This is a genomic window from Actinomadura hibisca NBRC 15177, from assembly GCF_001552635.1.
Lineage (GTDB): Bacteria > Actinomycetota > Actinomycetes > Streptosporangiales > Streptosporangiaceae > Spirillospora > Spirillospora hibisca.
In genome coordinates, this window is sequence record NZ_BCRO01000133.1 from 1 (window position 1) to 24,993 (window position 24,993).

25 protein-coding genes and 1 riboswitch are annotated in these 24,993 nt (G+C 73.7%); of the genes, 11 read left to right on the forward strand and 14 right to left on the reverse strand.

Annotation, left to right across the window (positions count from 1 at the left end; translation table 11 throughout):
• Positions 1-381: 381 nt before the first annotated feature.
• From AH6_RS40580 to AH6_RS40605, 7 genes are all read right to left on the reverse strand, one after another.
• Entirely contained in the window at positions 382-561 is a 180-nt protein-coding gene (locus tag AH6_RS40580) for a hypothetical protein (RefSeq protein ID WP_067491535.1), read from the reverse strand.
• 90 nt (positions 562-651) lie between these two features.
• The gene (locus AH6_RS40585; RefSeq protein WP_083983937.1) at positions 652-1,776 is read right to left on the reverse strand and encodes a zinc-dependent alcohol dehydrogenase family protein; all 1,125 of its coding nucleotides are present in this window, start codon (positions 1,774-1,776) and stop codon (positions 652-654) included.
• Positions 1,773-2,186 (reverse strand): acyl-CoA thioesterase, encoded by a 414-nt coding sequence (locus AH6_RS40590; protein ID WP_067491536.1) that lies wholly within the window; start codon positions 2,184-2,186, stop codon positions 1,773-1,775. The genes AH6_RS40585 and AH6_RS40590 overlap by 4 nt, the downstream gene beginning before the upstream one ends.
• A gap of 218 nt (positions 2,187-2,404) precedes the next feature.
• A complete protein-coding gene (locus AH6_RS40595; RefSeq protein ID WP_067491537.1) occupies positions 2,405-3,007 on the reverse strand; it encodes a superoxide dismutase in 603 nt (200 codons plus the stop codon).
• A gap of 110 nt (positions 3,008-3,117) precedes the next feature.
• Positions 3,118-3,288, reverse strand: a complete 171-nt coding sequence (locus tag AH6_RS44935; RefSeq protein ID WP_169807977.1) for a hypothetical protein — start codon at positions 3,286-3,288, stop codon at positions 3,118-3,120.
• Positions 3,289-3,443: 155 nt separating this feature from the next.
• Positions 3,444-4,439 (reverse strand): ribonucleotide-diphosphate reductase subunit beta, encoded by a 996-nt coding sequence (locus tag AH6_RS40600; RefSeq protein ID WP_067491538.1) that lies wholly within the window; start codon positions 4,437-4,439, stop codon positions 3,444-3,446.
• A 26-nt stretch (positions 4,440-4,465) separates the two neighbouring features.
• Entirely contained in the window at positions 4,466-6,808 is a 2,343-nt protein-coding gene (locus AH6_RS40605; protein WP_067491539.1) for a ribonucleoside-diphosphate reductase subunit alpha, read from the reverse strand.
• Positions 6,809-6,905: 97 nt separating this feature from the next.
• Positions 6,906-7,118, reverse strand: a riboswitch (cobalamin riboswitch).
• A gap of 109 nt (positions 7,119-7,227) precedes the next feature.
• Here AH6_RS40605 and AH6_RS40610 point away from each other — a divergent pair.
• From AH6_RS40610 to AH6_RS40625, 4 genes are all read left to right on the forward strand, one after another.
• On the forward strand, positions 7,228-7,785 hold the full coding sequence (locus tag AH6_RS40610) for a hypothetical protein (protein ID WP_067491541.1): 558 nt from the start codon (positions 7,228-7,230) through the stop codon (positions 7,783-7,785).
• 75 nt (positions 7,786-7,860) lie between these two features.
• Positions 7,861-8,586, forward strand: a complete 726-nt coding sequence (locus AH6_RS40615; RefSeq protein WP_067491543.1) for a YcnI family copper-binding membrane protein — start codon at positions 7,861-7,863, stop codon at positions 8,584-8,586.
• A complete protein-coding gene (locus tag AH6_RS40620) occupies positions 8,583-9,137 on the forward strand; it encodes a copper resistance CopC family protein (protein WP_067491544.1) in 555 nt (184 codons plus the stop codon). Before AH6_RS40615 ends, AH6_RS40620 begins: the two co-directional genes overlap by 4 nt.
• A gap of 115 nt (positions 9,138-9,252) precedes the next feature.
• A complete protein-coding gene (locus tag AH6_RS40625; RefSeq protein WP_067491570.1) occupies positions 9,253-10,020 on the forward strand; it encodes a group II truncated hemoglobin in 768 nt (255 codons plus the stop codon).
• Between the two features lie 13 nt (positions 10,021-10,033).
• On the opposite strand, the gene AH6_RS40630 is transcribed toward AH6_RS40625, so the two are convergent.
• Both AH6_RS40630 and AH6_RS40635 read right to left on the reverse strand, forming a co-directional pair.
• Positions 10,034-12,304, reverse strand: coding sequence for an ABC transporter permease (locus AH6_RS40630; RefSeq protein ID WP_067491546.1), 2,271 nt, complete (start codon positions 12,302-12,304; stop codon positions 10,034-10,036).
• Entirely contained in the window at positions 12,301-12,999 is a 699-nt protein-coding gene (locus tag AH6_RS40635) for an ABC transporter ATP-binding protein (protein WP_067491548.1), read from the reverse strand. Before AH6_RS40635 ends, AH6_RS40630 begins: the two co-directional genes overlap by 4 nt.
• Before the next feature lie 141 nt (positions 13,000-13,140).
• On the opposite strand from AH6_RS40635, the gene AH6_RS40640 reads away from it, so the two are divergent.
• Complete coding sequence (locus AH6_RS40640; RefSeq protein WP_218006046.1) at positions 13,141-13,992, forward strand: sensor histidine kinase; 852 nt, start codon at positions 13,141-13,143, stop codon at positions 13,990-13,992.
• Entirely contained in the window at positions 13,989-14,642 is a 654-nt protein-coding gene (locus tag AH6_RS40645; RefSeq protein ID WP_067491550.1) for a response regulator transcription factor, read from the forward strand. The genes AH6_RS40640 and AH6_RS40645 overlap by 4 nt, the downstream gene beginning before the upstream one ends.
• A 77-nt stretch (positions 14,643-14,719) precedes the next feature.
• Here the strand turns inward: AH6_RS40645 and AH6_RS40650 are convergent, their stop codons facing one another.
• Positions 14,720-15,205 (reverse strand): hypothetical protein, encoded by a 486-nt coding sequence (locus AH6_RS40650; RefSeq protein ID WP_067491552.1) that lies wholly within the window; start codon positions 15,203-15,205, stop codon positions 14,720-14,722.
• Between the two features lie 196 nt (positions 15,206-15,401).
• Between AH6_RS40650 and AH6_RS40655 the strand changes: the two genes are divergently transcribed.
• Positions 15,402-16,640, forward strand: a complete 1,239-nt coding sequence (locus tag AH6_RS40655) for a lipase family protein (protein ID WP_067491554.1) — start codon at positions 15,402-15,404, stop codon at positions 16,638-16,640.
• Positions 16,641-16,683: 43 nt separating this feature from the next.
• Here the strand turns inward: AH6_RS40655 and AH6_RS40660 are convergent, their stop codons facing one another.
• From AH6_RS40660 to AH6_RS40675, 4 genes are read right to left on the reverse strand one after another with little or no spacing between them, the layout of a single operon-like run.
• Positions 16,684-17,502, reverse strand: coding sequence for a heme ABC transporter ATP-binding protein (locus tag AH6_RS40660; protein ID WP_067491556.1), 819 nt, complete (start codon positions 17,500-17,502; stop codon positions 16,684-16,686).
• On the reverse strand, positions 17,499-18,584 hold the full coding sequence (locus AH6_RS40665) for a FecCD family ABC transporter permease (RefSeq protein ID WP_067491558.1): 1,086 nt from the start codon (positions 18,582-18,584) through the stop codon (positions 17,499-17,501). The genes AH6_RS40660 and AH6_RS40665 overlap by 4 nt, the downstream gene beginning before the upstream one ends.
• Positions 18,581-19,681, reverse strand: a complete 1,101-nt coding sequence (locus AH6_RS40670) for a heme/hemin ABC transporter substrate-binding protein (protein WP_157432028.1) — start codon at positions 19,679-19,681, stop codon at positions 18,581-18,583. The genes AH6_RS40665 and AH6_RS40670 overlap by 4 nt, the downstream gene beginning before the upstream one ends.
• Positions 19,678-20,304 (reverse strand): neocarzinostatin apoprotein domain-containing protein, encoded by a 627-nt coding sequence (locus AH6_RS40675; RefSeq protein ID WP_067491560.1) that lies wholly within the window; start codon positions 20,302-20,304, stop codon positions 19,678-19,680. The genes AH6_RS40670 and AH6_RS40675 overlap by 4 nt, the downstream gene beginning before the upstream one ends.
• 117 nt (positions 20,305-20,421) lie before the next feature.
• On the opposite strand from AH6_RS40675, the gene AH6_RS40680 reads away from it, so the two are divergent.
• The 4 genes from AH6_RS40680 to AH6_RS45170 all read left to right on the forward strand — a co-directional run bounded on the left by AH6_RS40680 (position 20,422) and on the right by AH6_RS45170 (position 24,710).
• Positions 20,422-21,213, forward strand: a complete 792-nt coding sequence (locus AH6_RS40680; protein WP_067491562.1) for a hypothetical protein — start codon at positions 20,422-20,424, stop codon at positions 21,211-21,213.
• 125 nt (positions 21,214-21,338) lie between these two features.
• Complete coding sequence (locus AH6_RS40685; protein ID WP_067491564.1) at positions 21,339-22,355, forward strand: WxL domain-containing protein; 1,017 nt, start codon at positions 21,339-21,341, stop codon at positions 22,353-22,355.
• A gap of 70 nt (positions 22,356-22,425) precedes the next feature.
• Positions 22,426-23,442: a WxL protein peptidoglycan domain-containing protein gene (locus tag AH6_RS46900; RefSeq protein ID WP_067491566.1), complete on the forward strand. Its 1,017-nt coding sequence runs from the start codon at positions 22,426-22,428 to the stop codon at positions 23,440-23,442.
• Positions 23,443-23,459: 17 nt separating this feature from the next.
• Entirely contained in the window at positions 23,460-24,710 is a 1,251-nt protein-coding gene (locus tag AH6_RS45170) for a hypothetical protein (protein WP_157432029.1), read from the forward strand.
• The last annotated feature ends 283 nt before the right edge of the window (positions 24,711-24,993 follow it).

Genomic DNA, 24,993 nt, shown 5'->3' on the forward strand with positions numbered 1-24,993 from the left:
CCCCGGGCGGCTGAGGTCGCTGTGATGGTGCAGCGCACGGGGCTGAGGCTCTTGGTCGGGTGCGGAGCGCGGGGCTGGGGCCGTTGATCCTGTTCGGGCGCGGGGCTGGGATTGCTGATCCAGCGCGGAGCGCGGGGTTGGGGTTGTTGGTCACGTGTGGGGCACGGGGCCTGGGTAGTTGCGCGGAGCGCTTGGCTTGGCGCGGAGCGTGGTTTAGTGCGGGCTGAGGGCACCGATCAGGCACTGGGCGCTAAACACGGAGCCGGGAACACCGACCAGACACCCACACGCACCAACCCCGCGCGGGTCAGCCCGGTAACTCCATGACGCCGCGCGGGCCTGGCTCGCCAAAGGTGCCCGAAGGCGTGAACCGTGCGTCCTCTACGTCCGCTCGATCGGCAGCTCATCCCCGTTGTGCAGGTGTTCCTCGTTCACCCGCAGGACGGCGTCGTCGCCCTTGAAGAAGACGACCACACCGTCCTCGGACACGATCTGGTCGGCGTCGATGGTCTCGGTGACGCGGTTGTCCTCGTCGCCGTAGTCAATGCGGTACTGGGTCATGGGATAGCGATACCGGTCCCCGACCTGCGCTAATCCCAAGTCCCCGCCAAAGATCAGCAGGGCCCGCGGAGCCGGCCCGATCAGGTCGGGTCAGAACGTCACGACCTGCCGCACCGCCTCTCCCCCGTGCAGCCGGTCGAACCCCTCGTTCACCTCGTCCAGCCCCAACCGATGCGACAACAACGCGTCCACCGGCAGCGCCCCCGAGCGGTACATCCCAATGAAGCGCGGCACGTCCCTACGCGGCACGCACGACCCCAAATAGCTCCCCCGCAGCGTCCGCTCCTCCGCCACCAGGCTCAACGCAGGCAGCGTCAGCGGCACGCCCGGTGCCGGCAGGCCCACCGTCACCGTCACGCCGCCCGCCCGCGTCGCCGCGTACGCCTGCTCCAGCACCGGGACGACGCCCGTCGTGTCGATCACCTTCTCCGCGCCGCCACCCGTCAGCTCCCGGACCGCCTCCACCGCGTCCGGGCCGCCCGCCACCGTGTGCGCCGCGCCCAGCTTCACCGCCAGGTCCCGCTTCTCCCGCACCACGTCGATCGCGATGATCGAGGACGCGCCCGCCGCCTTCGCCGCCAGCAGCGCGGCCAGGCCCACGCCGCCCAGGCCGAAGACCGCCACCGTGTCGCCCGGCCGCACCTCCGCGCTGTACAGCGCCGCGCCCGCTCCCGTCAGCACCGCGCAGCCGAACAGCGCCGCGATCTCGTGCGGCAGGTCGGCGTCCACCTTCACCGCCGACCGCGCCGACACGATCGTGTACTCCGAGAACGCCGACACTCCCAGGTGGTGGTGCGGCTGCGTCCCGTCGGGCGCGGTGAAGCGGCGCGAGCCGGACAGGAGCGTGCCCGCGCCGTTGGCCTGCGCGCCCGGCCCGCACAGCGCCGGACGTCCCGCGACGCACCGGTCGCAGTGTCCGCACGCCGGGACGAACGCCATCACCACGTGGTCGCCGGGCGCGAACTCGCTGTCCCCGCCCGTCTCGACGACCTCGCCCGCCGCCTCGTGGCCCAGCGCCATGGGCAGTGGCCGCACCCGCGAGCCGTTGATCACCGACAGGTCGGAGTGGCACAGGCCCGCCGCCCCCACCCGGACCAGCAGTTCGCCGGGCCCGGGGCGGTCCAGGCGCAGTTCGGTGATCTCCAGGGGGCGCGAGTCGGCGTAGGGGGCGGGGCGGCCCGCCTCCACCAGGACGGCGGCGCGGGTCGTGGTCACGCGATCACCAGCTTCTGCATCTCGCCCCGGACCGGGTCCACGATCTCCACCGGGCGGCGGCTGTCGCGGCCGACGAACACGTGCACGAAGTGCCCCTCCGCGATCAGCGTGCCGTCCCCGCGCACCATGCCGACCTCCCAGCGCACGCTGGACCGCCCGAGCTTGCCGACGCGCAGCCCCACCCGGATCGTGTCGGGGAAGGCGACCTCGGCCTTGTAGACGCAGTGCGACTCCACGCACATGGCGATGGCCTCGCCGCGCAGCGGGTCGAACCCGGCGGTGCGGATCATCCACTCGTTGATCACGGTGTCCATCAGCGAGTAGTGCACGACGTTGTTGACGTGGCCGTAGACGTCGTTGTCGTTCCACCGCGTGGGGACGTTCTCCCAGTACAGGTAATCACCGGTCATAGCGGTCACTCTAGGGTCGCCTCGGGACGGCCACCGCCGCTGGCCCCGGCACTGGTGGCCGTCACCGGCCTGACCGGGCGCGGCTGTTCCGCCCCACAGTTCCGGCCGCCGGTCAGCCGAGCCCCGGAAAAGGGTGCGGCGCCCGCCTGGCCGCAAGGGAAAGGTTCTGAGCACGATCCCGGCCAGGTGGGCGCCGCACGTTCCTGGGCGCCGGTGACTCAGGCGCTGCGCGCCTTGTCGAAGCGCGACTTCACGTCCGTCCAGTTGACCAGCGACCACAACTTCTCGACGTAGTCCGGACGCACGTTCCGGTACTGCAAGTAGTACGCGTGCTCCCAGGCGTCGAACACCAGCAGCGGCGTGCTGTTCATGCCGATGTTGCCGTGGTGGTCGTACACCTGCTCCACCACCAGCCGCTGACCCAGCGGCTCCCACGCCAGCACGCCCCAACCCGAGCCCTGCACCAGCGAGGTCGCCGACGACAGCTGCTTCTGGAACGCCTCGAACGAGCCGAAGTGCTCGTCGATCGCGGCCTGCAGCTCGCCGTCGGGGCGGTCGCCGCCGTCGGGGGACAGGTTCTCCCAGAAGATCGAGTGCAGCACGTGGCCGGACAGGTTGAAGGCGAAGGTCTTCTCCAGCCCCACCAGGCCGCCGAACTGCTCCTTGTCGCGCGCCTCGGCGAGCTTCTCCAGCGTGTCGTTGGCGCCCTTGACGTAGGCCGCGTGGTGCTTGGAGTGGTGCAGCTCCAGGATCTCGCCGGTGATCGCCGGCTCCAGCGCCGCGTAGTCGTAGGGGAGATCGGGCAGCGTGTAGTTCGACATGCCCGCCACTATTGCAAACTACTTGCAGTTACGTCCAACCCGCAGTTGCCATGGGGCAGCAAAAACCCGCCCCCGCCGGAGGGCGGAGACGGGTTCATGGGACGCGGGGCTCAGTAGCGGCGGGCTCCCCCGGTGCCGCGGCCCTTGCCGCGGAAGCGGGCGAGCAGGCCGCGCGCCCTGGCCTGGTTGCGCGGGTCGCGGGCGATCTGCCCGGCCCGCGCGCGGGCGCGCTGGCCCTGGGGACTTCGCGCGAAACGCTTGATCTTGTCGACGAGGGGCATGGTTCCTCCTCGGCCCGTGCCGGACGGGTGACGGCGACGGCCTCACCCCTCCAACGAACGGACCATCACAAAAGGTTGCGGGGCGATCCGGTCGTTCTGGACCGCCCCTACCCCGCGGCGGACCGCTCTCACCTCACCGCACGGAGAGCCTCGTCTCAGAACGCCTCGTCGAACGCCACGCTGCCCTCGACCCCGATCTGGTACGCCGACACGCGCCGCTCGAAGAAGTTCGACAACTCCTGCACGTCCTGCAGCTCCATGAACGCGAACGGGTTCGCCGTCCCGTACCGCACCGGCAGGCCCAGCCGCGCCAGCCGCTGGTCGGCCACGTACTCCAGGTAGGAGCGCATGTCGTCGGCGCTCATGCCCGGCAGGCCGTCGCCGCACAGGTCGCGCGCGAACGCCAGCTCCGCCTCGACGGCCTCCTCCAGCATCTCGGTGACCTGCCGCGTCATCTCCGCGTCGAACAGCTCCGGCTCCTCGGCGCGGACGGTGTCCACGACCGAGAACGCGAACTCCATGTGCATGGACTCGTCGCGGAAGACCCAGTTCGTCCCGGACGCCAGGCCGTTCAGCAGGCCGCGCGAGCGCAGCCAGTACACGTACGCGAACGCGCCGTAGAAGAACAGGCCCTCGATGCACGCGGCGAAGCAGATCAGGTTGAGCAGGAACGCGCGCCGGTCGGCGGCGGTGTGCAGCTCGTCCAGCTTGTCGATCGTCCCGATCCACTTGAAGCAGAACTCGGCCTTCGCGCGGATCGACGGGATGTGCTCGACGGCCGCGAACGCCTTGGTGCGCTCGTCCATGTCGGGCAGGTAGGTGTCCAGCAGCGTCAGGTAGAACTGGACGTGCACGGCCTCCTCGAAAAGCTGCCGCGACAGGTACAGCCGCGCCTCGGGCGCGTTGACGTGCTTGTACAGGTTGAGCACCAGGTTGTTGGCCACGATCGAGTCGCCGGTGGCGAAGAACGCGACCAGCCGGTTGACCAGGTGCAGCTCGGCCGGGGTGAGGCGGGCCAGGTCCGCCAGGTCGGAGGCGAGGTCCACCTCCTCGACGGTCCAGGTGTTGCGGATCGCGGCGCGGTAGCGCTCGTAGAAGTCGGGGTAGCGCATGGGACGCAGGGTCAGGTCCATGCCCGGGTCGAGCAGCATGCCGTGTCCTTCTGAAGTTCGCGAGCTCACTGGCAGGCCTCGCAGGATTCGGGGTTCTCAAGGGAGCAGGCGACCGCGTCGGGGTCGGCGACGGCCGTGGCCTGCGCGGCGACGGTCGTCTGCGCGATCCGGGTGGCCGGGCGCGACCGCAGGTAGTAGGTGGTCTTGATGCCGCTGCGCCACGCGTAGGCGTACATCGACGACAACTTGCCGATGGTCGGCGTCTCCATGAACAGGTTCAGCGACTGGCTCTGGTCGATGAACGGCGTGCGCGCCGCCGCCAGGTCGATCAGCGCCTTCTGCGGCAGCTCCCACGCGGTGCGGTACAGCTCGCGCAGCGACGCGGGCAGGTCCACGATGCCCTGGATGGAGCCGTTGGCGCGCTTGATCGCCTCGCGGGTCGCGGCGTCCCACAGGCCGAAGCGCTTGAGGTCGGCCACCAGGTAGTTGTTGATCTGGAGGAACTCGCCCGACAACGTCTCGCGCTTGAACAGGTTGGACACCTGCGGCTCGACGCACTCGTAGCACCCGGCGATGGACGCGATCGTCGCGGTCGGCGCGATCGCGATCAGCAGCGAGTTGCGCAGGCCGGTCTCGGCGACGCGGGCGCGCAGCGCGTCCCACGCCTCGGTGCGCGTGATCACCGCGTCCGGGAAGTGGTCCACGTGGAGCTGGCCGCGCGCGGTGCGGGTCGCGGCGTAGGCGGGCAGCGGGCCCAGCTCGGCGGCCAGGTCGGCGGACGCCCCGTACGCCGCGAGCGCGATCTCCTCGGCGATGCGCGTGGACAGCGCCTTCGCCTCGGCCGAGTCGAACGGCAGCCGCAGCTTGAAGAACACGTCGGCCAGGCCCATCACGCCCAGGCCGACCGGGCGCCACTTGCGGTTCGCGCCGGCCGCCTCGTCGGTCGGGTAGAAGCCCCGGTCGATGGTGCGGTCCAGGAAGCGGACGGCGGTGCGGACGGTGGAGCGCAGCCGGTCCCAGTCGATGTCGCCGCCGGACACGTGCGCGCCCAGGTTGACCGAGCCGAGGTTGCACACGGCGGTCTCGCCGTCGCTGGTGACCTCCAGGATCTCGGTGCACAGGTTCGACAGGTGGACGACGTTGCCGGGCTCGGCGGTCTGGTTGCAGGCGCGGTTGGCGGCGTCCTTGAACGTCATCCAGCCGTTGCCGGTCTCCGCCAAAGTGCGCATCATCCGGCCGAACAGGCGGCGCGCCGAGATCTGGCGGACGTAGCGGCCCTCGGCCTCGGCCTTGCGGTAGGCGGCGTCGAAGTCGTCGCCCCACAAGTCCACCAGCTCGGGGACCTCCTTGGGGTCGAACAGCGACCAGTCGGCGTCGGCCTCGACGCGGCGCATGAACTCGTCGGGCACCCAGTTGGCGAGGTTCAGGTTGTGCGTGCGGCGGGCCTCCTCGCCGGTGTTGTCGCGCAGCTCCAGGAACTCCTCGACGTCGGCGTGCCACGGCTCCAGGTACACGCACGCCGCGCCCTTGCGCCGCCCGCCCTGGTTGACGGCGGCGACCGAGGAGTCCAGGGTGCGCAGCCACGGCACGATGCCGTTGGAGTGGCCGTTGGTGCCGCGGATCAGCGAGCCGCGCGCGCGGATGCGGCTCCAGGAGACGCCGATGCCCCCGGCGTACTTGCTGAGCCGCGCGACCTGCGCGTACCGCTCGTAGATCGACTCCAGCTCGTCGCGGGGCGAGTCCAGCAGGAAGCACGACGACAGTTGCGGGCGGCGCGCGGCGGAGTTGAACAGCGTCGGCGAGCTGGGCAGGTACGACAACGTGCTGAGCAGCGCGTACAGCTCGCCCGCGTCCTCGACGGTGTCGGACAGGCCGACCGCGACGCGCAGCAGGAAGTACTGCGGGCGCTCCACCACGCGGCGGGTGCTGGGGTGGCGCAGCAGGTACCGGTCGTAGACAGTGCGCAGCCCGAAGTACTCGAAGCGGTCGTCGGCGGCGTCGTCCACCAGGGCGTTCAGGGCGGCGGCGTTGGCGGCGACGAACGCGGCGGACTCGTCGGCGAGCAGGCCCTCGCGGTGCGCGACCGCGACCGACTCGGCGAACGAGCGCACACCCTCGGCGGCGGCCTCGTCGGCGATGTGCGCGCCCAGCAGCCGGGCGGCGACCTTGGAGTAGGCGGGCTCGACCCCGACCAGCGCGGCGGCCTCGCCGATCGCCAGCTCGCGCAACCCGGCCGCGTCCACCCCGCCGCCACCGCGCACCGCGGCCAGCACCCGGCCGGGGTCGGCGTCGGGCAGCCCGGCACAGGCGCGCTCGATCTCGGCGGCGAGGCCCGCCGGCCCCACGGTGATCTCTTCGGCGGTGCCGGACAGGACGTCGGCCGGTGGCGCGATCAGTTCCTGGGTCACGTGCTCTTCCCCTCGGGAGCCTGGTGTCCCCCGACAGGGCGCGCGAAGGGGCGCGCGGGCGCGCCGCGCACCGCCCCCGGCCCTCCCGCGGGACCTGGACGAAACTTCGGCGCTGGCAGGTCTTCGGACTCGTGGGCGCCGATCGTTCTCCTACTGGCCGTCGCTTCCCGGCCCCCGCGAGGAGGCCAGTGCTCGATGACGGCGGTCGTTCCCACTCACCGCTGCGGGGCAGTCCCGGATTCCCGCCGGGTTCCCTCTTACGACGCCCGCACCGTCTCCGGCGGGGCGAACCAGCACGAGGCAAGACCCTACATCTTGTCGAGACTCTTCGCGCAACCCCTACATGTAGGGGCGTGTCGTGATCACTAGGAGGGGGCCGGGTGGTGCGTCCCGCGCGTTGGTGGGAGCATGGAGGCGCCATGTCCCCGCGCCCGATCCTCCGCGTCTCCCGGGCGGTGGTCTTCACCACCGTCTGCGTGACGTTGGCGACCCTCGGGCACGCCTTCGCGTCCGGCGCGGAAGTCCCGGCGTGGGCGGTGCTGACGGGTTTCGCGGGCACGCTGCTGTTCACGCTGGCGCTGGCGGGGCACGAGCGGTCCCTGCCCACCATCCTGGGCGGCCTGCTGGGCGGGCAGTTCGCGCTGCACAGCCTGTTCGCGGACGCGAGCGCGCCCGTGGCCGACGGCCATCACGCGGTCGCGATGCCCGCGCACGACTCGGGCATGGCGATGACGCTGGCGCACATCGCCGCCGCCGCGCTGTCGGCGTGGTGGTTGCGACGCGGGGAGCGCGCGATCTGGGCGCTGGGCCGTCGCCTGGCGGCGCGTCCGGCGCGGTTGCTCCTGCCCGCCGCCGAACCTCCGGCGCTTCCGCCGCGCGTGCCCGTCGCGCGGGAGGTCGCCGTCCCCGCCACTGACCAGGTGCTGAGGCATCTGGTGGTGCGGCGGGGTCCACCGCTCCTTTCGAGGGCGCTCTAGCAGCGCCGTACGTCACCGGACGCGCCGACGCGCGCGCCCGGCTCTTTCCCGTACGTTCTCGAACGGAGCAACACCATGTCTTCTCGCATGTCCTCCCGCCTGGCCGCCGTGTCCGCGCTGGCCGCCACCTCCCTGCTCGGGCTCGCCACCGCCGCGTCCGCGCACGTCACCGCCCAGCCCGGCACCGCCGAGCAGGGCGGCTACAGCAAGGTCGCCTTCCGCGTGCCGAACGAGCGCGACGACGCCGGGACCACCAAGCTCCAGGTGGACCTGCCCATGGACCACCCGGTCGCGTCGGTGTCGGTGCGGCCGCTGCCGGGCTGGTCGGTGAAGGTGGAGAAGGCCAAGCTCGCCAAGCCGATCAAGGCGCACGGCGGCGAACTGACCGAGGCGGTGTCCCGCATCACCTGGTCCGGCGGCAAGATCGAGCCGGGCCAGTTCCAGGAGTTCGAGGTGTCGATGGGCGCGCTGCCGACCGACACCGACCGCATGATGTTCAAGGCCGTGCAGACCTACGCCGGGGGCGAGGTCGTCAAGTGGGACCAGGACCCCGGCACCGGGCAGGGCGAGGAGCCCGAGCACCCCGCGCCGGTGCTGAAGCTGGTGCCGAAGGGCGCGGCGACGACGCAGAACGCCAGGCTGACCGCGAGCGCTAAGCCCGCCGCCGCCTCCTCCACCGACGAGGCCGACGACGGGACGGCGCGGCTGCTCGGCGGGGCCGGGATCGCGGTCGGCGTCGTCGGGATCATCATCGGCGGCCTCGGCATCGCGCGGGCGCGCAACGCCGGGGGCAAGGCGTGAGGGCGGCGCGGCTCGCGACCCTGGGCGCGGCGACGGCGTTGACGCTGGCGGTGACGGCCGCCCCGGCGAGCGCGCACACGGCGCTGCGCTCGTCGAACCCGGCGGCGAAGGCCACGGTGGCGGCCCCGTCGGAGATCCTGCTGACCTACACGCAGACGATCTCCATGCCGAAGGTCGTGCTGACCGACGCGCAGGGCGGGCGGCACGAGACGGGCGCGCCCCGTGCGGTGGACAACAAGGTGACGCAGCCGGTGCAGGGCACGCTGCCGAACGGCGAGTACACGGTGGGGTGGCGGGTGGTGTCGGCGGACGGCCACCCGGTGTCGGGGACCTTCACGTTCACGGTGAAGGGCTCGACGACGGCTGCGGCGGGGTCGTCGGCCCCGGCGTCGGCCGCGCCCGCCGCCCCCGCACCCGCTCCCGCGCCGAGCCAGGCGGCTGAGAAGGAGTCGTCCGGCTCGTCCGGCTGGCTCTGGATCGGCCTGGTGGTGGCCGTCATCGCGCTGATCGCGGGCGGGATCGCCTGGGCCCGCCGCCCCAAGCAGGACTGACCGGCGGCCCGGCGGGCGGTGCACGCACCGCCCGCCGGGCCACCTCCAAACGATCGACAGCGTGATGATTACACGATTACATTGATGGCGCCCCCTCTCCCCCGAGGACGTGATCATGATCGTCGAGTACCTCCGCTACCGGATCGAGCAGGCGGACGCCGCCGCCTTCGAGGCCGCCTATGCCCGCGCCGCCACCTCCCTCGCCGCCGCCCCGCAGTGCAAGGACTACGAGCTGACGCGCTGCGTCGACGAGCCCGAGTGGTACGTCCTGCGCATCACCTGGACGTCGGCCGCCGACCACCTGGAGGGTTTCCGCTCCGGCGAGCACTTCCCGGCCTTCTTCGCCGAGATCAAGCCGTACGTGCGGGACATCGCGGAGATGCGCCACTACGTGCCCACCGCCGTGCGCGGCCCCGGCGGCGCGGTGCCGACCCTGTACGAGTGGGCGGGCGGGGCCGAGGCGTTCGAGCGCCTCACCGCGACCTTCTACGACCGGGTGCTGAAGGACGACCTGATCGGCCCGCTGTTCGCGGGCATGGACCCGCGCCACCCCCGGTACGTGGCGATGTGGCTCGGCGAGGTGTTCGGCGGCCCGGCGCGCTACAGCGAGGAGCGCGGCGGCTACCACCACATGGTGACCCAGCACCTCGGCAAGGCGATCAGCGAGCCGCAGCGCCGCCGCTGGGTGAATCTGCTGATGGACGCGGCCGACGAGGTGGGCCTGCCGACCGACCCGGAGTTCCGCGCCGCCTTCGCGAGCTACATCGAGTGGGGCACGCGCCTGGCGTTCGCGAACTCCCAGCCAGGCGCGACCCCGCCGATGCAGGCCCCGATGCCGCACTGGGGCTGGGGCGTGGCACCGCCGTACATCCCCAGCCCCTGACCCGAACTCCGGGTCACTCGCCGCGCAGTACCGCGGCCGTTCTGATCCGGCCCGCGCGGACGGCCGGGGGCAGCGCCCCCAGCGCCGCGATCAGCGCGCCCGCCGCCGGGAGCGCCGCCAGCAGCGCGGCCGGGTACACCCCGTACATCGTCCCGGGCAGCGCGCTGTCGACCGAGCGGGCGGTCAGCTCCAGCGCCAGCCGGTGCAGCGCGACCCCGGCGGGCGCGCCCAGCAGGCCGCCGACCGCGCCGATCGCGGCCGTCGACACCACCGTCATCGCGACCACCTGGGGCGGCGTCATGCCGAGCGCCTTCAGCACGCCGAGGTCCCGGCCGCGTTCGCGGGTGGTGAGGACGACGGTGTTGAGCACGCCCAGCGCGCACGCCGCGCTGATCAGCAGCGCGAGCGTCACGAACAGGACGGCGAGCGCCGTGTCGGGGTGGCCGCCGTTCATGGTGACGGCGAGGTCGTAGTCGTCGGCGTCCAGTCCGGCGCCGGCCTCCAGCGCCCGCGCGAAGCCGTCCACGTAGTCGGTCTGCGCGGTGCCGGGGGCCAGCCTGACCAGGAACGTGTCGGGCCGCGCGGCGGGGTCCAGCGCGGCGAGGGTCTCCCACGACGTCCACAGGCGGCCGGTGTCGGTCGCGAACAGCGCCCCGACGATCCGCACCTCGGCGGTCCGGTCGCCCGCGCGCAGGGTCAGCGTGTCGCCGACGCGGTGGTGGTGCACGGTGAGGAAGGCGTCGGTGACGGCCGCCTCGCCGGGCCCGGCCGGACGGCGGCCGCGCAGCACCGGCTCGGTGGCCAGGTCCGGGGACTGCCACGCCGCCAGCTCGAACGCGGTCCCGGCACCGGCGACGGCGACCTCGGTGCGGGTTCCGGCGGTCAGGCGCTCGGTGCCGGGACGGCCCGCCAGCAGCGCCCGCACCCTGGCGTCGAAGCCGGGGACGGGACGTTCGGGGACGGCCCGGACCGTCACCTGCGCCGGGTCGGTGACCTCGCGCATCTCGCCCACCGACCGGTTCAGCCCCGCCGCGAACGTCACCGCCATGACCCCGAAGCCCACGGCCGCGACCGTCAGCGCGGTGCGGCCCGGCCGGGCCAGCGGCAGCGCGAGGCCGAGAGTGACCGGGCGCGGCAGCGACCGCCCCGACAACCACGTCTGGGCGCGGCGGGCGCGGCTCTCGGGGGCGGGCGGGCGCGCGGCGATCATGCGGTGGGCGGGCAGGCGTCCGGCGCGCGCGGCCGGGACCAGCGCGGTGACCACGACCGTGGCGAGCACGGCGGCGGCGGCCAGGGCGTCCAGCGCGAGGCCGGTCCCGGCGACCGTCGGCAGGTCCAGGCCGTCGGCGACGCGGGCGAGCAGCACGACCGCCAGCGCGTTCCCGGCGGCGACCCCGGCCAGGCACCCGGCGGCGGCGGGCACCGCGGCCATCGTGACGTAGACGGCGGTGACCTGGGCGGGGGTGAAGCCCAGCGCCTTCAGCACGCCGATGTGCCGCAGCCCCGACACCACCGCGCCCGACACCACGTTCGCGATGATCAGGACGGCGGTGACCAGGCCCAGCGCGCCGAACAGCAGCAGGAACGGCAACACCGAGCGCGGCCCCTGCACGGCGTCGGCGCGGACGGTGAGCCAGGACCCGTCCTCCCGCACCGCGAGCCCCCGCGTGATCGCGGCCCGGCCCGCCGCGACCTGCGCCACGGTGGCGGCCCGGTCGAGGCGGTAGAGCATCTGCGCGCCGGTGGCCGGGCCGAGCGAGGGCAGGACGCCGGGCGCGGCCCACGCGTCGGCGGTGCGGGTGACCGACCGGGCCGCGCCGACCACCGTGACGGACCGGCCGTCCCTGGTGGCGAGGGTGAAGGGCGGGGGGCGGTCGGCGCGCCCGGCGGCCATGACGATCTCGCCGGGCCGGTCGGCCCAGCGCCCTTCGGTCAGCGTCAGCCCGTCCACGCCGCCGCCCGCGGTGCGGCCCGCGACCAGCAGCCCTCCGGCGACGGCGTCCAGGCGGACGGTGGCGAACGGTCCGGCCGACGCCGTGACGCCGGGCGCGCGCGCCGTCCCCGCGACCGCGCCGGGCGCGGCCCGCCGCGCGTCGTAGGTGACCGCCAGGTGCGCGCCGCGCGCGGCGTCGAAGGCGTGGTCGAACGGCGCGGTCGCCGCCGCCAGCAGCCCGGCGGCGAGCGTCAGCAGCGCCGCCGACACCGCCACCATCACCGCGATGACCAGCGTCTGGAGCCTGCGGCGGCGCACGGCGGCGCGCGCGGCCCGCCACACCGCCCTCACGGGGCGACCGCCGTGCGGTCGGCGGTGATCCGGCCGTCGGTCACGGTGATGACGCGGGTGGCGACGCGCTCGGCCAGCGCGCGGTCGTGGGTGACCAGCAGCAACGTCTGGCCGATCTGGTTGAGGTCCAGCAGCAGGTCCGTCACCTGCTCGCCGGAAGCGGAGTCCAGCGCGCCGGTGGGCTCGTCGGCCAGCAGCAGCGCGGGCCGGTTCATCAGCGCGCGGGCGACGCCGACGCGCTGGCGCTCGCCACCCGACAACACCGACGGGTAGGCGCGGGCGCGCCCGGCGACGCCCAGCTCGTCCAGCAGCCCGGCGGCGCGTTCCCGGGCGGCGCGCCTGTTGACGCCGACGAGCTGCGCGGGCAGCGCGACGTTGTCCAGCACCGGCAGGTCGTCCAGCAGGTGGAAGAACTGGAACACCATGCCGACGCGCCGCCGCCGGTAGCGGGCGAGGGCGGTCTCCGACAGCGCGCCGAGCTCCTCGCCCAGCACCGCCACCGTGCCGGCGGTCGGCCGGTCCAGTCCGGCGATCATGTTGAGGAGGGTGGACTTGCCGCTGCCGGACGGCCCCATCACCGCGACGGCCTCGCCCGCCGCGACGGCCAGGTCGATCCCGGCGAGCGCGACGGTGCCGCCGTACTCCTTGCGCACCCCGGCCAGCCGCACCACCGGCGCGTTCTCCGATTCGGTCATGGCCGCGACGTTAGGGACCGCGCGCCGAGTCCGCCATCGGGCGGCGGGATGGTCCGCGCGCCCGCCTCGGACCGGTGTTGTAGGCGGCCTCCTCCTCGGGGACGATTGCCGAGCGCCGCCGCGCCCCCGACGATGAGGACCGTGCGCCTGTTCCTGCTCGTGACCGTGCTCGCCACGGCCGCCGCCGTCCTGCTGCGGAACTGGCAGGCGACGGTGCCCGGCTGGGCGCTGCCGCCCGTCCTCGCCGCCGTGCTGCTGGCGCTGCTCGCGGCGCGGTCGGCGCGCCGGGGCCGCGACCGCGACCTGGCCGAGCGCTCCTGGTCGCTGGAGCGCGAGCGGCAGGCCGCCGCCGAGGCCGCCCGCGCCGCCGAGCGCGCCAAGGTGGCCGCCGACCTGCACGACATCGTGGCCCACAACGTCAGCGTGATGGTCGTGCAGGCCGGGGCCGCGCGCTTCGGCCTGGCGGACGGCGACGCGCACGAGGCGCTCCGGGCCGTGGAGGACGCGGGCCGCGGCGCGATGGCGGAGCTGCGCACGATGCTGGACCTGCTCGCCCCCGCCGCCGACGGCGCCGACGGCGTCGAAGCGCCCCAGGCGGGCCTGGACCGGCTCGGCCCGCTGCTGGACCGCGTGGCGTTCGCCGGGCTGCCGGTCGAGGTGACGTGGTCGGGCGAGCGGCCGCCGCTCCCCCAGGGCGTGGACACCGCCGCCTACCGCGTGGTGCAGGAGGCGCTGACCAACGCCCTCAAGCACGCGCCCGGCTCCCGCGCCGAGGTGCACGTCCGGTTCACGCCCAGGTACGTGCGCGTCGAGGTGCTCAACACCGGGCCGTCCGTGCTGACCGGCGACCCGCCGCCGCCCGCGCCCGGCGAGGGCCGGGGCCTGGCCGGGCTCGCCGAACGCGTCGCGGCCTACGGCGGCGACCTGCACGCCCGCCGCCGCGTGGGCGGCGGGTTCCGGGTCCGCGCGCGCATCCCGGTGGAGGGCGGGTGAGCGGGCCGTTGCGGCTGCTGGTGGCCGACGACCAGCCGCTGGTGCGCGCCGGGTTCGCGGCGATCCTGAACCGGGCCGGGTTCGCGGTGGTGGGCGAGGCCGCCGACGGGGCCGAGGCGGTGCGGCTGGCCGGGCTGCACCGGCCCGACGTCGTGCTGCTGGACGTGCGGATGCCGGTGCTGGACGGGCTGGAGGCGGCCCGCCTGCTGGCGGGCGGCCCGGCCAAGGTGATCATGCTGACGACCTTCGACCTGGACCGCTACGTGTACGCGGCGCTGGCGGCGGGAGCGGCCGGGTTCCTGCTGAAGGACGTCACGCCCGAGCACCTGGTCGCGGCGGTGCGGACGGTGCACGCGGGCGCGACGCTGCTGGCCCCGGCGATCACGACCCGGCTGGTGGAGCGCCATCTGGCGGCCGGGGCCGCGCCGCGCGTCGCGATGAACGACCCGTCGGCGCTGACCGCCCGCGAGACCGAGGTGCTGACGCTGGTCGGCCGGGGCCTGTCCAACCTGGAGATCGCGGCGCGCCTCACGTTGTCGGAGGCGACGGTGAAGACGCACGTGTCGGCGGTGTTCGCGAAGCTGGGCTTGCGGACGCGCGCGCAGGCGGTGGTGGCGGCGTACGAGTCCGGCCTGGTCAAACCGGGTTAGCGGGACGTGCCGCCGCGACGGGGACGACGGGCGGCAACGCGGGGACCGCCGGAGCAGGCGGGCGAGTACGTGGCGCGCTACCTTCCGGGCCTGACGGCGACGGCCGCGCCCGCCAGCGCGATCACGATCATTACCGTCGCGAAGATGGTCGTGCTGGTCTGCAAGCCCACCGCGTCGCCCAGGTAGCCGGTACCGACGGAAAGCAGCCCGGCGGGCAGGTAGCCGCCGACGTTCAGGGCCGCGTTCGCCTCGACCAGGCAGGTGGGCGGCACGGCGACGTTCAGCAGGGACAGGCCGCCCAGGAAGCCGAGTCCCTGGCCTGCCCCGGCCAGCCGGGCGGCGGCGATCAGGGCCGTCACCGAGTTCCAGTGCACCGCCAGCGTCAGCACGGCGAGGCCCGTGACCGTCGAGGACGCGCCGGTCAGCAGGATCGTGCGCGTCGTCCGGCTCCGCATCGCGAACTGCGCGCCCGTGGCGGCGAAGAACGTCAGCGCCGCCGCGCCGCCCGCCACGATCCGGTTGGTCGTGCCCAGCAGGTCGGCGAGGCCGGGACACCAAAGCATGCGCACGTCGTACCGTCGAGGGTCGCCAGCACTGGCGCACGTCGGCACGGGTTCCGTCTTGTCGCTTCCGGATGAGTTCGCCGCCGGTTCTCATGCGTTGTGTGCCTAGTCACACTCCTTCGGTTGCCGGAAGGTACTTCTCACCCCTCGGCATCCGGCCCGCCCCGGGTGTCTCCCTCCCCCGAAGGGCCGTGCCATGCCCCAGCCCCCCAAGAGGCGTCGCGTACCCCGCCTGCTGCAAGCCGCCGCGCTGGTCGTCGGCGCGGCGGCCGCCGTCCTGCCCGCCGCCCCCGCCGCCGCGCAGGCGCCCCAGGCCGCCGCTCCCCAGGACGACCCCTTCTACCAGCCGCCGTCCCCGCTCCCGCCCGGCAAGCCCGGCGACGTCATCCGGTCGCGGCCCGCGAAATTCGCCCTCGCGCCGTCGGTGAAGTCGTGGCAGGTCCTCTACCGGTCCGAGGACGCCAAGGGCGCGCCCACCGCCGTGTCCGGCACCGTCCTGGTCCCCGACAAGCCCTGGACGGGCAAGGGCGCGCGCCCCGTCGTCTCCTACACCGTCGGCACGCGCGGCGTGGGCGACGAGTGCGCGCCCTCCTACACGCTCACCACCGGCCTGGACTACGAGCAGTTCACCATCAACGACCTGGTCAACAAGGGCTGGGCCGTCGTCGTCACCGACATGCAGGGCCTCGGCACCCCCGGCATCCACCCCTACATCGTGGGCCGCGCGGCCGGGCGCAACGCGCTGGACGTCGTCCGCGCCGCCCAGCGCCTGCCCGAGACGGGGATCGGCACGTCCAACCCGGTCGCCGTCAGCGGCTACTCGCAGGGCGGCAGCACCGCCGGGTGGGCCGCCGAGCTCGCGGGCAGCTACGCGCCCGAGCTGAACCTCAAGGGCGTCGCCGCCAGCGGCGTCCCGGCCGACCCGATCGCCATGGGCAAGTTCCTGGACGGCTCCCTCGGCGCGGGCCTGATGTTCCTGGCCGGGCTCGGCTTCGACACCGCCTACCCCGAACTGGACCTTGACAGCGTGCTCAACGAGAAGGGCAAGAAGCTCAAGGACGACTTCGAGGACGTCTGCCTGGTCAGCTTCGACGCCGTCCCGGCGATCGGCGGCACCGCCTTCCGGCGCATCACCGACTTCGCCACCCGCGACATCCTCCAGGACCCGGCCTGGCAGGCGCGGTTCAACGAGAACAAGCTCGGCCGCACCAAGCCGGGCGTGCCGGTCTTCCAGAGCCACGCCTTCCTGGACGAGCTGGTCGGCTTCCAGCAGGCCGACGCCCTGCACCGCGACTGGTGCAAGCTCGGCACGAACCTGACCTGGAAGACCTACGGGGCCGCCGAGCACGCGATCGGCTTCCTGCGGGCGTGGCCGGACACCGTCAACTTCCTGAGCGACCGGTTCCAGGACAAGGCGGCCAAGAGCAACTGCTGAGCCGAGGTCGTGTGCGCCGCGCCGCGCGGCGCACACGGCCGGGTCAGCGTTGCGGCAGTACCAGCGGGCGGCCCGTCCGGGGATGCGGGATCACTTCGATCTCGTACTGGTAGACCTCGCTGAGCAACGACGCCGTCAGCACTTCCTCGGCCGGGCCGCACGCCGCCATCCCGCCGGCCGCCAGGACGGCGACGCGGTCGGCGTAGGCGGCGGCCAGCCCCAGGTCGTGCACCACGACGACGACCGCGTGGCCCCTCGCCGCCTGTGCCTTCGCCACCGCGAAGACCAGCTCCTGGTGCTTGATGTCCAGGGCGGCGGTCGGCTCGTCCAGCAGGGTCGTGGCCGCGCGCTGGGCCAGGACGCGGGCCAGCGCCACCCGGGCCTGCTCGCCGCCGGACAGCGCGGTGAAGGGGCGGTGGGCGAACGCCGTCGTGTCGGTCTCCCGCATGGCCTGGGCGACGGCCTGCTCGTCGTCGTCCTCCAGCTCGGTCGCGGCCCACGGGACGCGGCCCATGCGCACGACCTCGATCGCGTCGAACGCGAACGACAACGTGTGCTGCTGCGGCAACATCGAACGGCGCATCGCCAGCTCGCGCGGCGTCCAGGCGTCGAGCGGCGCGCCGGACATGTGGACGGTGCCTTCGGCGGGGGCGACGTCGCCGCAGAACGCGGCCAGCAGCGTCGACTTGCCCGCGCCGTTCGGGCCGACGAGGGCGAGGATCTCGCCGTGCCGGACGTCCAGGTCGACGCCGGTCAGCACGTCGCGGCCACCGCGCCGGACGGTGAGGCCCGTGGCGCGCAGAGCCGTGTCGCCAGAGGCAGCGGGTTCGGGGAGCCGGACGCGGCGGCGCAGCGCGATCATCCCCAGCCTCCCGAGCGCCGCCGCGTGCGGCGCAGCAGCCAGAAGAAGAACGGCCCGCCGACGATCGAGGTCAGCACGCCGAGCGGCAGTTCCTGGTACGGGATCGACGTGCGCGCGATCAGGTCGGCGGTGACCAGGATCAGCGCGCCGCCGAGCGCGCTCGCGGGGATCAGGACGCGGTGGCCGGGGCCGACCGCCATCCGGATCAGGTGCGGGATCACCAGCCCGACGAAGGCGATGATGCCGCTGAACGCGACGGCGGAGGACGTCAGCAGCGCGATGACCAGCACGCACACCACACGCAACTTCTCGACGTCCACGCCGAGCTGGCGGGCGGCGCGTTCGCCGAGCGCCAGCACATCCAGGCGGCGGGCGCACGCGCAGGCCAGCACGATGCCCGCGACGGCGCACGGGGTGACGGCGGCGACGGCGGGCCAGGTCGCCCCGGCGAGGCTGCCGAGCTGCCAGGACGTGATCGCGCGCAGCCCGTCGTTGCCCGCCGCGAACATCAGCAGGCCGAGCGCGGCGGTCGCCACCGCGTTGACGGCGATGCCGGTGAGCAGCAGGTTCACCACGTCGGTGCGGCCCCCGGACCGCGACACCGTGTAGACCAGCAACGTCGTCAGCAGGCCCGCGACGAAGGCGGCGAGCACGATCGTCCAGTTGCCGAGGAAGGTGAGGCCGAACACGATGACGGCGGCGGCCCCGACGGCCGCGCCCCAGGAGACGCCGATGACGCCGGGCTCGGCGAGCGGGTTGCCGAACACGCCCTGCATGACGGCCCCGGCGCAGCCGAGGGACGCGCCGGTGACGATGGCGAGGACGACGCGGGGGAACCGGACGATCCACAGCGCGTTGTCGCCCTGCGCGGCGTCCGGGAGCGGCCCGACGTCGAGGCCGATCTTGTGCAGGACGGACCCGACGACCTGCGTCGGAGGGATGTTGACCTGGCCGAGCGCGGCCGCGACGACGGCCATCACCACGAGGGCGACGGCGAGCGCGGTGAGCAGGACGACCACTTTCAGCCGCCCGGTGGACGCTTCCTTCAGGCGGGCGGGGCGAGCTTCCGTCACGGCCGTCATGGCGTCCCGCACGGCTTGTGCAGGGCCTTGGCGAGGGCCGCGATGGTCTCGCCGGTCCGCGCGCCGAAGTTGAGCAGCGTGCCGTCGTCGGCGTCGATGACGCGGCGGTTGCGCCCGGCGGGGGTCTGGGCGATGCCGGGGAGCTTGAGCAGGCCGGGGACGCCGCCGACCGACTTCAGCCCGGCGGACATGACCAGCAGCACGTCCGGCGCGGCGTTGATCATCCCTTCGCTGGTGAGCGGCCGGAAGCCCGCGAGCCCGGCGGCGGTCCCGGCGTCGCGGGCCCCGATCGCCTCGATCATGGCGTCCGAACCGGCGCCCTTGCCGCCGATGAGGTAGACGCCCGCCGTACCGCGCAGGTAGAGGAACGCGACGCGGAGCGGCTTGTCGGACTTGGGCGCGGCGGCCTTGGCGGCGTCGATCTGGCGGGTGACGCGGTCGTTGAGGGCGCGTCCGGCGGCGGGCACGCCGAGCGCCTCGGCGACGGCGGTGATGTGCTCGCCGACGGCGGGCAACGTCTGCTCGTCGCCGACCATGACGACCGGGATCCCGGCGGCGCGGACCTGGTCGAGCGCCTCGGGCGGGCCGATGCTCTTGTCGGCCAGCACGACGTCGGGGTCCAGCCGCATGACGGCCTCGGCGGACACGTCGTGCCCCTGGTTGGTGACCAGCGGGAGGGAGCGCGCGGCGGGGAAGGTGGTGGAGGCGTCCCGGCCGACGACGCGGCCGCCGAGCCCGAGGCTGAACACGATCTCCGAGAGCGAGCCGTAGAGGTTGAGGGCGAGCACGCGGCGGGCGGCCTTGACGGTGACCTTGCGGCCGTCGGCGGAGGTCACGGTGACGGGGAGCTTGGGGGTGGGGGCGGGCTTGAGGGGATCGACGTCGTTGCTGGTGACGGCCATGGTGGAGGGGCCGCAGGCGGCGGCCGCGTCGGCGGCGCCGGAGGCGGTGCCGCCGGAGCCCGCGGCGCAGCCGGTGGCGGCGAGGCCGAGGAGGAGCGCGAGCGAGGCGGCGGCGAGGACGCGGGGCGTGCGGACGTTCGGTCGGAGCTTGCGGGTGTTCGCCCCGGTCGGCCGCCGGGGCTTGCGGACGTTCACGCCTTGCCGCCCGAACGTCGCCGGAGGATGAACACGGCCGCGCCCGCGATCACCAGCACCGCCGCGCCGCCGCCCGCCAGCAGCACCGGCGTGCCGATCCCGCCCTCGTCCTCGGCACCGCCGCCGAAGGTGACGGGCACGCGGACGTCCTGGCTGCGGTCGCTCGCGCGGGTGTGGTCGGCGCGGGTGACGACGGCGCACTTGTCCTTGGCGCAGTCCACGGTGTCGGACAGCTTCGACGAGATCTTGATCTGGACGCTGAACGTGCCGCCCGCGCCGTAGGGGGTGGCGAGGCCCTTGCCGTAGGGCGGCGGGTTGGACGACACCCACTGCGAGCCGCCGGTCTTGCCGCTGGTGTCGGCACCGCCGCCGCAGGGCGAGGGGGCCTTGTCCGGCCCGTTGTCCTTGCAGAACGCGACGTAGACGCCCTTGCCGGTGTCGTAGCCCTTGCCGGTGACGGTGAGCGCGGCGCCCTTCGCGTCGAGCCCGGCCGCCTGGGAGACGGTGAGCGTCTGTCCCTTCGGCCCGGTGGCGGACGCCGGGCCGGGCGCGGCGTGCGCGGTTCCGGCGCACGCGGCGAGGACCGCGGTGCCGAGGAGTGTGGAGGTGGTGAAGGCGCGCATCGTCCGTCCCGGTTTCTGAACTTTGTGACTTTCGTTGGCTTTTCAACCGACGTGCGACAGGTTAGCTTAGGCTTACCTAAGTAGGAAGACGCAGGTCTGAGCCATGAATCACGTGCCATGAGACGGTGGCAGCGCGCCCGCACGAGCGCTTCGGCGGCGATGCTCGCGCTCGTCGTTCCCATCGGTTTCGCCGAGCCCGCCCACGCCGCTTCGCTCCAGGTGTCCCAGCGCAGCAACGTCGATCCCGCCGGGGCGACGGTGTCGGTGTCGGGCTCCGGTTTCGACGCGAAGCGCAACAACGGGTTCGGGGTGTACGTGGTGTTCGGGCCGCGTCCCGCGAACTACTTCAAGGACGCCAACCTGTTCGCGGCCGCCGTGTGGGTGCACCCCAAGGGCGGCGGCAACGGGCAGGCGCGGATGAGCCCGTCCGGGTCGTTCTCGGTGAGCCTGCGCGTGAAGGCGAAGTACACCGACGGCAACGGCAAGACCGTCGACTGCCTCGCCGTGGCCTGCTACGTCATGACGATGGCGGCGCACGGCGTGCCCGACCGCAGCCAGGACTCGATGGTGCCGATCGTGTTCAAGGGCAAGTCGCGGACGCCGACGGACACGCCGTCGTCGGGCTCGCCGGGTTCGTCGGGCGGCAGCTCCGGCGGCTCCTCCGCGTCACCCGGCACGACGACGCCCGCCGGAACCGCCGCGCCCGCGCCGCAGGCGTCCGCCGCCGCGGCGGGCAGCGCGCCGCAGGGCTTCGCGACGCCCGTGGCCGCCGAGTCGTTCCGGCAGACGGCCTCCAGCGCACCGGCCCAGTCGCCCGCGCTGTTCTGGATCGTCATCGCGGGCGTCGCCGCGGCCTGGTTCGGCGTGCGCGCGCTCGCGCGCCGGAGGCGGCGGCGTCCCGTGAGCTGACCGGACCCGGCCACGCCTTCCCGATCCACCTTCCGATTCGTCCCTCCGTGCCGAACCCCCGCAGCGGCACGGCGGGCCCGGTCGTGCCCACCGGGCACGACCGTCCCTTCACCCAAGGAGAGTTCATGCAGTCCATCGCCTCGCGGCTGGTCCGCGGCACCGTGATCGTCGGGGGCGCCGCCCTCCTCACGGCCGGGCTCGGCCTCACCCCCGCGTTCGCCGCGGGACCGGGCACCACCGTCAGCCCCAACACCGGCGTGAACCCGGCGGGCCAGGACCTCACCGTGCACGGCTCGGGGTTCAGCACCACCGCCAACAACGGGCTCGGCGTGTACGTGGCGTTCGGGCCGAAGACCCCGGACTACGCCACCAACGCGGGCGTGTTCCAGGTGTCCAAGTGGGTCCACAAGAACGCCCCGGCGGGCAGCACCGGCCAGGTCAAGATGAACGCCGACGGCAGCTTCGACGTGGTGCTGCCGGGCGTGAAGGCCAAGTACACCGACGGCAACGGCGACCCCGTCGACTGCCTCACCACGCAGTGCTACATCATCACGATCGCCGCGCACGGCTCGCCCGACCGCAGCCAGGACTCCTTCACGCCGGTCACCTTCACCGGCGGCGAGAACCCCGGGGGCGAGAACCCGGGCGGGGAGAACCCCGGCGGGGAGAACCCGGGCGGCGAGACCCCCGGCGCCGAGAAGCAGATCATCACCGCGAAGGTGAACCGGGCCGGGGCGCTCACCATGGCGGTCGCCGGGACCAACGTCGCCCTCAGCGACGCCGCGCCCGGCGGGCACGCCACCGGCGCGCTCAACAAGGCCACCGTCACCGACGCCCGCGGCACCAACGCCGGGTGGAGCCTGGTCGGCCAGATGAGCGACCTCACCGCCACCGGCGGCGGCGCCATCCCGGCCGCCAACCTGGCCTGGGCGCCGACGGCCGCGGTCGTGAACGACGGCTCGTCGGGCCAGGTCGTCGCGGGTCCGCGCGTGTCGGGCCTGGACGTGGCGCGCACGCTGGCCTCGTCGGCCGGCGGCAACAGCGGCGGCGTGTTCGAGGCGGGCGCGGGCCTGGACCTCGGCATCCCGGCGGGCGTCACCCCCGGCGACTACACCGGAACCCTCACCCTGACCCTGTCCTGACGGTTCCCCCGACCGGCGCGGCGCCCCTTCCCCGGGGGGCGCCGCGCCACCCCCGAACGCGGAGCACCACATGAACGCAACCGTCCGCACGGCCGCCGCCTCCCTGGCGGCCTTCCTCGCTTTGGCGGCGGGGCCGCCGTCCGCCCTGGCCGAACCGACGCCGGGCGGGTCGGCTCCGGGCGCAGCGGCATCGAGCGCACCGGCACCGGGCAAGGGCGGCTTCACCTGGGCGGTTCGGCCGTCCGGTCCGACCGGGCCGAGCGGACGCGACTACTTCGTCTACACCGCCTCCCCCGGCCAGCGGATCAAGGACCGGGTGACCATCACCAACCTGGGCGACAAGCCGCTGACGCTCCGGGTGTACGCCACCGACGCGTTCAACACCGCCGACGGCGCGTTCGCGTTGCTGACCGCCGACCGGCAGGCGACCGGCGTCGGGACGTGGGCGGCGTTCACGGCCGGGACGCAGACCGTCAAGCCGGGCAAGCGCGTGCAGGTGCCGTTCACGCTGACGGTGCCGAACGACGCGACGCCCGGCGACCACAGCGGCGGCGTCGTGACGGCGGTGACCGAGCAGCGCACCGCGAACGGGGGGCAGCGCGTCAACGTGGACCGGCGGGTGGCGGCGCGCGTGCACGTGCGGGTGAACGGGCCGCTCACGCCGTCGGTGCAGGTGGACTCGCTGACCACTGACTACTCCGCGCCCGCTGCTGGGTCGGGCTCGATGAAGGTGACGTACCGGGTGCGGAACACCGGCAACGTGCGGGTGACGGCTTCGGCGCGGATCACGTCGGCCGGGCCGTTCGGCTGGACGCGGGGGAAGGCGGTGTCGCGACCGATTCCGGAGCTGCTGCCTGGGAGTTCTTACACCTTCACTGAGCGGGTGGCGGGTGTTGTGCCTGCTGGGCCGCTGACGACGTCGGTGCGGTTGTCGTTGGCGGACCCGGCGACGGGCGGGGCGCTGCCGTCGCGGCCGGTGGTGCGGACGGCTTCGGCGTGGGGTGTGCCGTGGCTGGGGTTGGGCGTGCTGGTGCTCGTGGTGGCTGGGGGCGTGCTGCTGGTGTGCCGTCGGCGGAGGCCGGCGTGAGGTCGTCGGGGGCACGCGTGAAGCGGCTGCTCGTCCTGATGCTGGCTGCGTTCGTGCTGGTCCCGGCTCCTATGGCGGACGCTGCGCCGCGCATCGAGCTCGACCGTTCGGCGGTGAAGACGGGCCAGACGCTGACGGTGAAGCTGACCGGGTGGGCGGCGGGCAACGTCGTGGTGGAGCTGTGCGGGAACGAGGCGCGGCGCGGCACGGCGGACTGCGCCGTGGGGACGTCGGCGACGACGTTCGTGCAGGACAAGAAGACGGCGACGGTGATGCTGAACGTCGCCAAGCCGCCGATCGGGTGCCCGTGCGTGGTGGCGGTGCGGCCGGTGGCGGGCGGGACGCCGGTGACGGTTCCGGTGAAGGTGGCGGGGATGACGACGCTGTCGTCGCCGGAACTGGGCGCGGTGGCGGGCAGTCGCCGGGTGACGGTGTTGCGGGTGGCGGTGAGCGGGTCCGGGTTCGCTGAGCAGTTCGGTGGCCCGGCGCGTCGTACTTTGCGGTTCACGGTGCGCAATGACGGGGCGACCGCTGTGACGGATCCGCCGCTGGCGTTGGCGGCGGGACGGGGTTCCGACCCGACGGAAATCGTGAACGCGCCGCCGTTGGGGACGCTGGAACCTGGCGCGGAGCGCTCTTACGAGGTGCCGTTCACGCTGGGGGCACCGGCTTTTGGTCGCTACTCGGTGCGCGGTGAGATCACGGGACTGGACGAGCCGATCGCGTTCACGGGGCATACGGCGTCCTACCCGTGGGCGGTGCCCGTGGTGGGAGTGCTGCTGGTGGGGGTGGCGTTCCTGCGGGCGCTGCGCCGTCCGCCCGCGCCGCCGGTGCCGCCTGCGCTGGTGGTGGACGTGCCGAGCCCGGACCGGGTGATCAGCATGAACCAGGTGGTGGCGGCGAATGTGGGACGGTGGATGAGAGAGCGGGGGCTGGATGCTGAGGCGACGGCGGTGGCGTTGTCGCGGCTGACTAATAGGGCTTGGTCGGCGGGGCAGCTCGCTAATGCGGGGGTCGAGTCGCCGCTTGTTTTCAGTGTTAATGACTTGCTGGCGTTGTCGCGGGTGTTGACGGTGCCGCTGCCTGCGTTGTTGTTGCCGCCTACTGATCAGCGGTACCGGATTGCCGCTGCTGATCCGAATGAGTTGGCGGAGAGCATTTCGGTGGATGGGGTGGAGTTGTTGCGGGCGGTGGCGCCGAGCGATGCGGGTTATGCGGAGCAGGTGGCCAGTGTGCAGCGGACTTTCACGGGACCTGCTGGTTCGTAAGAGCACCTGCGGCGCGGGGGCGCGGGGGCGGAGCCCCCGACGGGGGTGTGGGGGCGGAGCCCCCGACGGGGGTGTGGGGGCGGAGCCCCCGCAACCAGCGGGGTGCAGGGGCGCAGCCCCCGCGCTCGTGATCCCAGGGGGTGCAGGGGGACGGAGTCCCCCTGCCGGGGGTGTGGGGGCAGAGCCCCTGCCGGGGGCGCGGGGGAAGTCCCCCCGCCCCAGCAAACACGAGGGCTCCGCCCTTCCACTGTCCCGGGGTTGTAGGGGGCGGGCCCCCTGCCGG

Excerpts from the sequence above, each read along its gene's own strand:
- AH6_RS40580 (WP_067491535.1), bottom strand. The coding sequence starts at position 561 with ATGACCCAGTACCGCATTGACTACGGCGACGAGGACAACCGCGTCACC.
- AH6_RS40590 (WP_067491536.1), bottom strand. The coding sequence starts at position 2,186 with ATGACCGGTGATTACCTGTACTGGGAGAACGTCCCCACGCGGTGGAAC.
- AH6_RS40595 (WP_067491537.1), bottom strand. The coding sequence starts at position 3,007 with ATGTCGAACTACACGCTGCCCGATCTCCCCTACGACTACGCGGCGCTG.
- AH6_RS44935 (WP_169807977.1), bottom strand. The coding sequence starts at position 3,288 with ATGCCCCTCGTCGACAAGATCAAGCGTTTCGCGCGAAGTCCCCAGGGC.
- AH6_RS40600 (WP_067491538.1), bottom strand. The coding sequence starts at position 4,439 with ATGCTGCTCGACCCGGGCATGGACCTGACCCTGCGTCCCATGCGCTAC.
- AH6_RS40610 (WP_067491541.1), top strand. The coding sequence starts at position 7,228 with ATGTCCCCGCGCCCGATCCTCCGCGTCTCCCGGGCGGTGGTCTTCACC.
- AH6_RS40615 (WP_067491543.1), top strand. The coding sequence starts at position 7,861 with ATGTCTTCTCGCATGTCCTCCCGCCTGGCCGCCGTGTCCGCGCTGGCC.
- AH6_RS40625 (WP_067491570.1), top strand. The coding sequence starts at position 9,253 with ATGATCGTCGAGTACCTCCGCTACCGGATCGAGCAGGCGGACGCCGCC.
- AH6_RS40635 (WP_067491548.1), bottom strand. The coding sequence starts at position 12,999 with ATGACCGAATCGGAGAACGCGCCGGTGGTGCGGCTGGCCGGGGTGCGC.
- AH6_RS40650 (WP_067491552.1), bottom strand. The coding sequence starts at position 15,205 with ATGCTTTGGTGTCCCGGCCTCGCCGACCTGCTGGGCACGACCAACCGG.
- AH6_RS40655 (WP_067491554.1), top strand. The coding sequence starts at position 15,402 with ATGCCCCAGCCCCCCAAGAGGCGTCGCGTACCCCGCCTGCTGCAAGCC.
- AH6_RS40660 (WP_067491556.1), bottom strand. The coding sequence starts at position 17,502 with ATGATCGCGCTGCGCCGCCGCGTCCGGCTCCCCGAACCCGCTGCCTCT.
- AH6_RS40665 (WP_067491558.1), bottom strand. The coding sequence starts at position 18,584 with ATGACGGCCGTGACGGAAGCTCGCCCCGCCCGCCTGAAGGAAGCGTCC.
- AH6_RS40675 (WP_067491560.1), bottom strand. The coding sequence starts at position 20,304 with ATGCGCGCCTTCACCACCTCCACACTCCTCGGCACCGCGGTCCTCGCC.
- AH6_RS40680 (WP_067491562.1), top strand. The coding sequence starts at position 20,422 with ATGAGACGGTGGCAGCGCGCCCGCACGAGCGCTTCGGCGGCGATGCTC.
- AH6_RS40685 (WP_067491564.1), top strand. The coding sequence starts at position 21,339 with ATGCAGTCCATCGCCTCGCGGCTGGTCCGCGGCACCGTGATCGTCGGG.
- AH6_RS46900 (WP_067491566.1), top strand. The coding sequence starts at position 22,426 with ATGAACGCAACCGTCCGCACGGCCGCCGCCTCCCTGGCGGCCTTCCTC.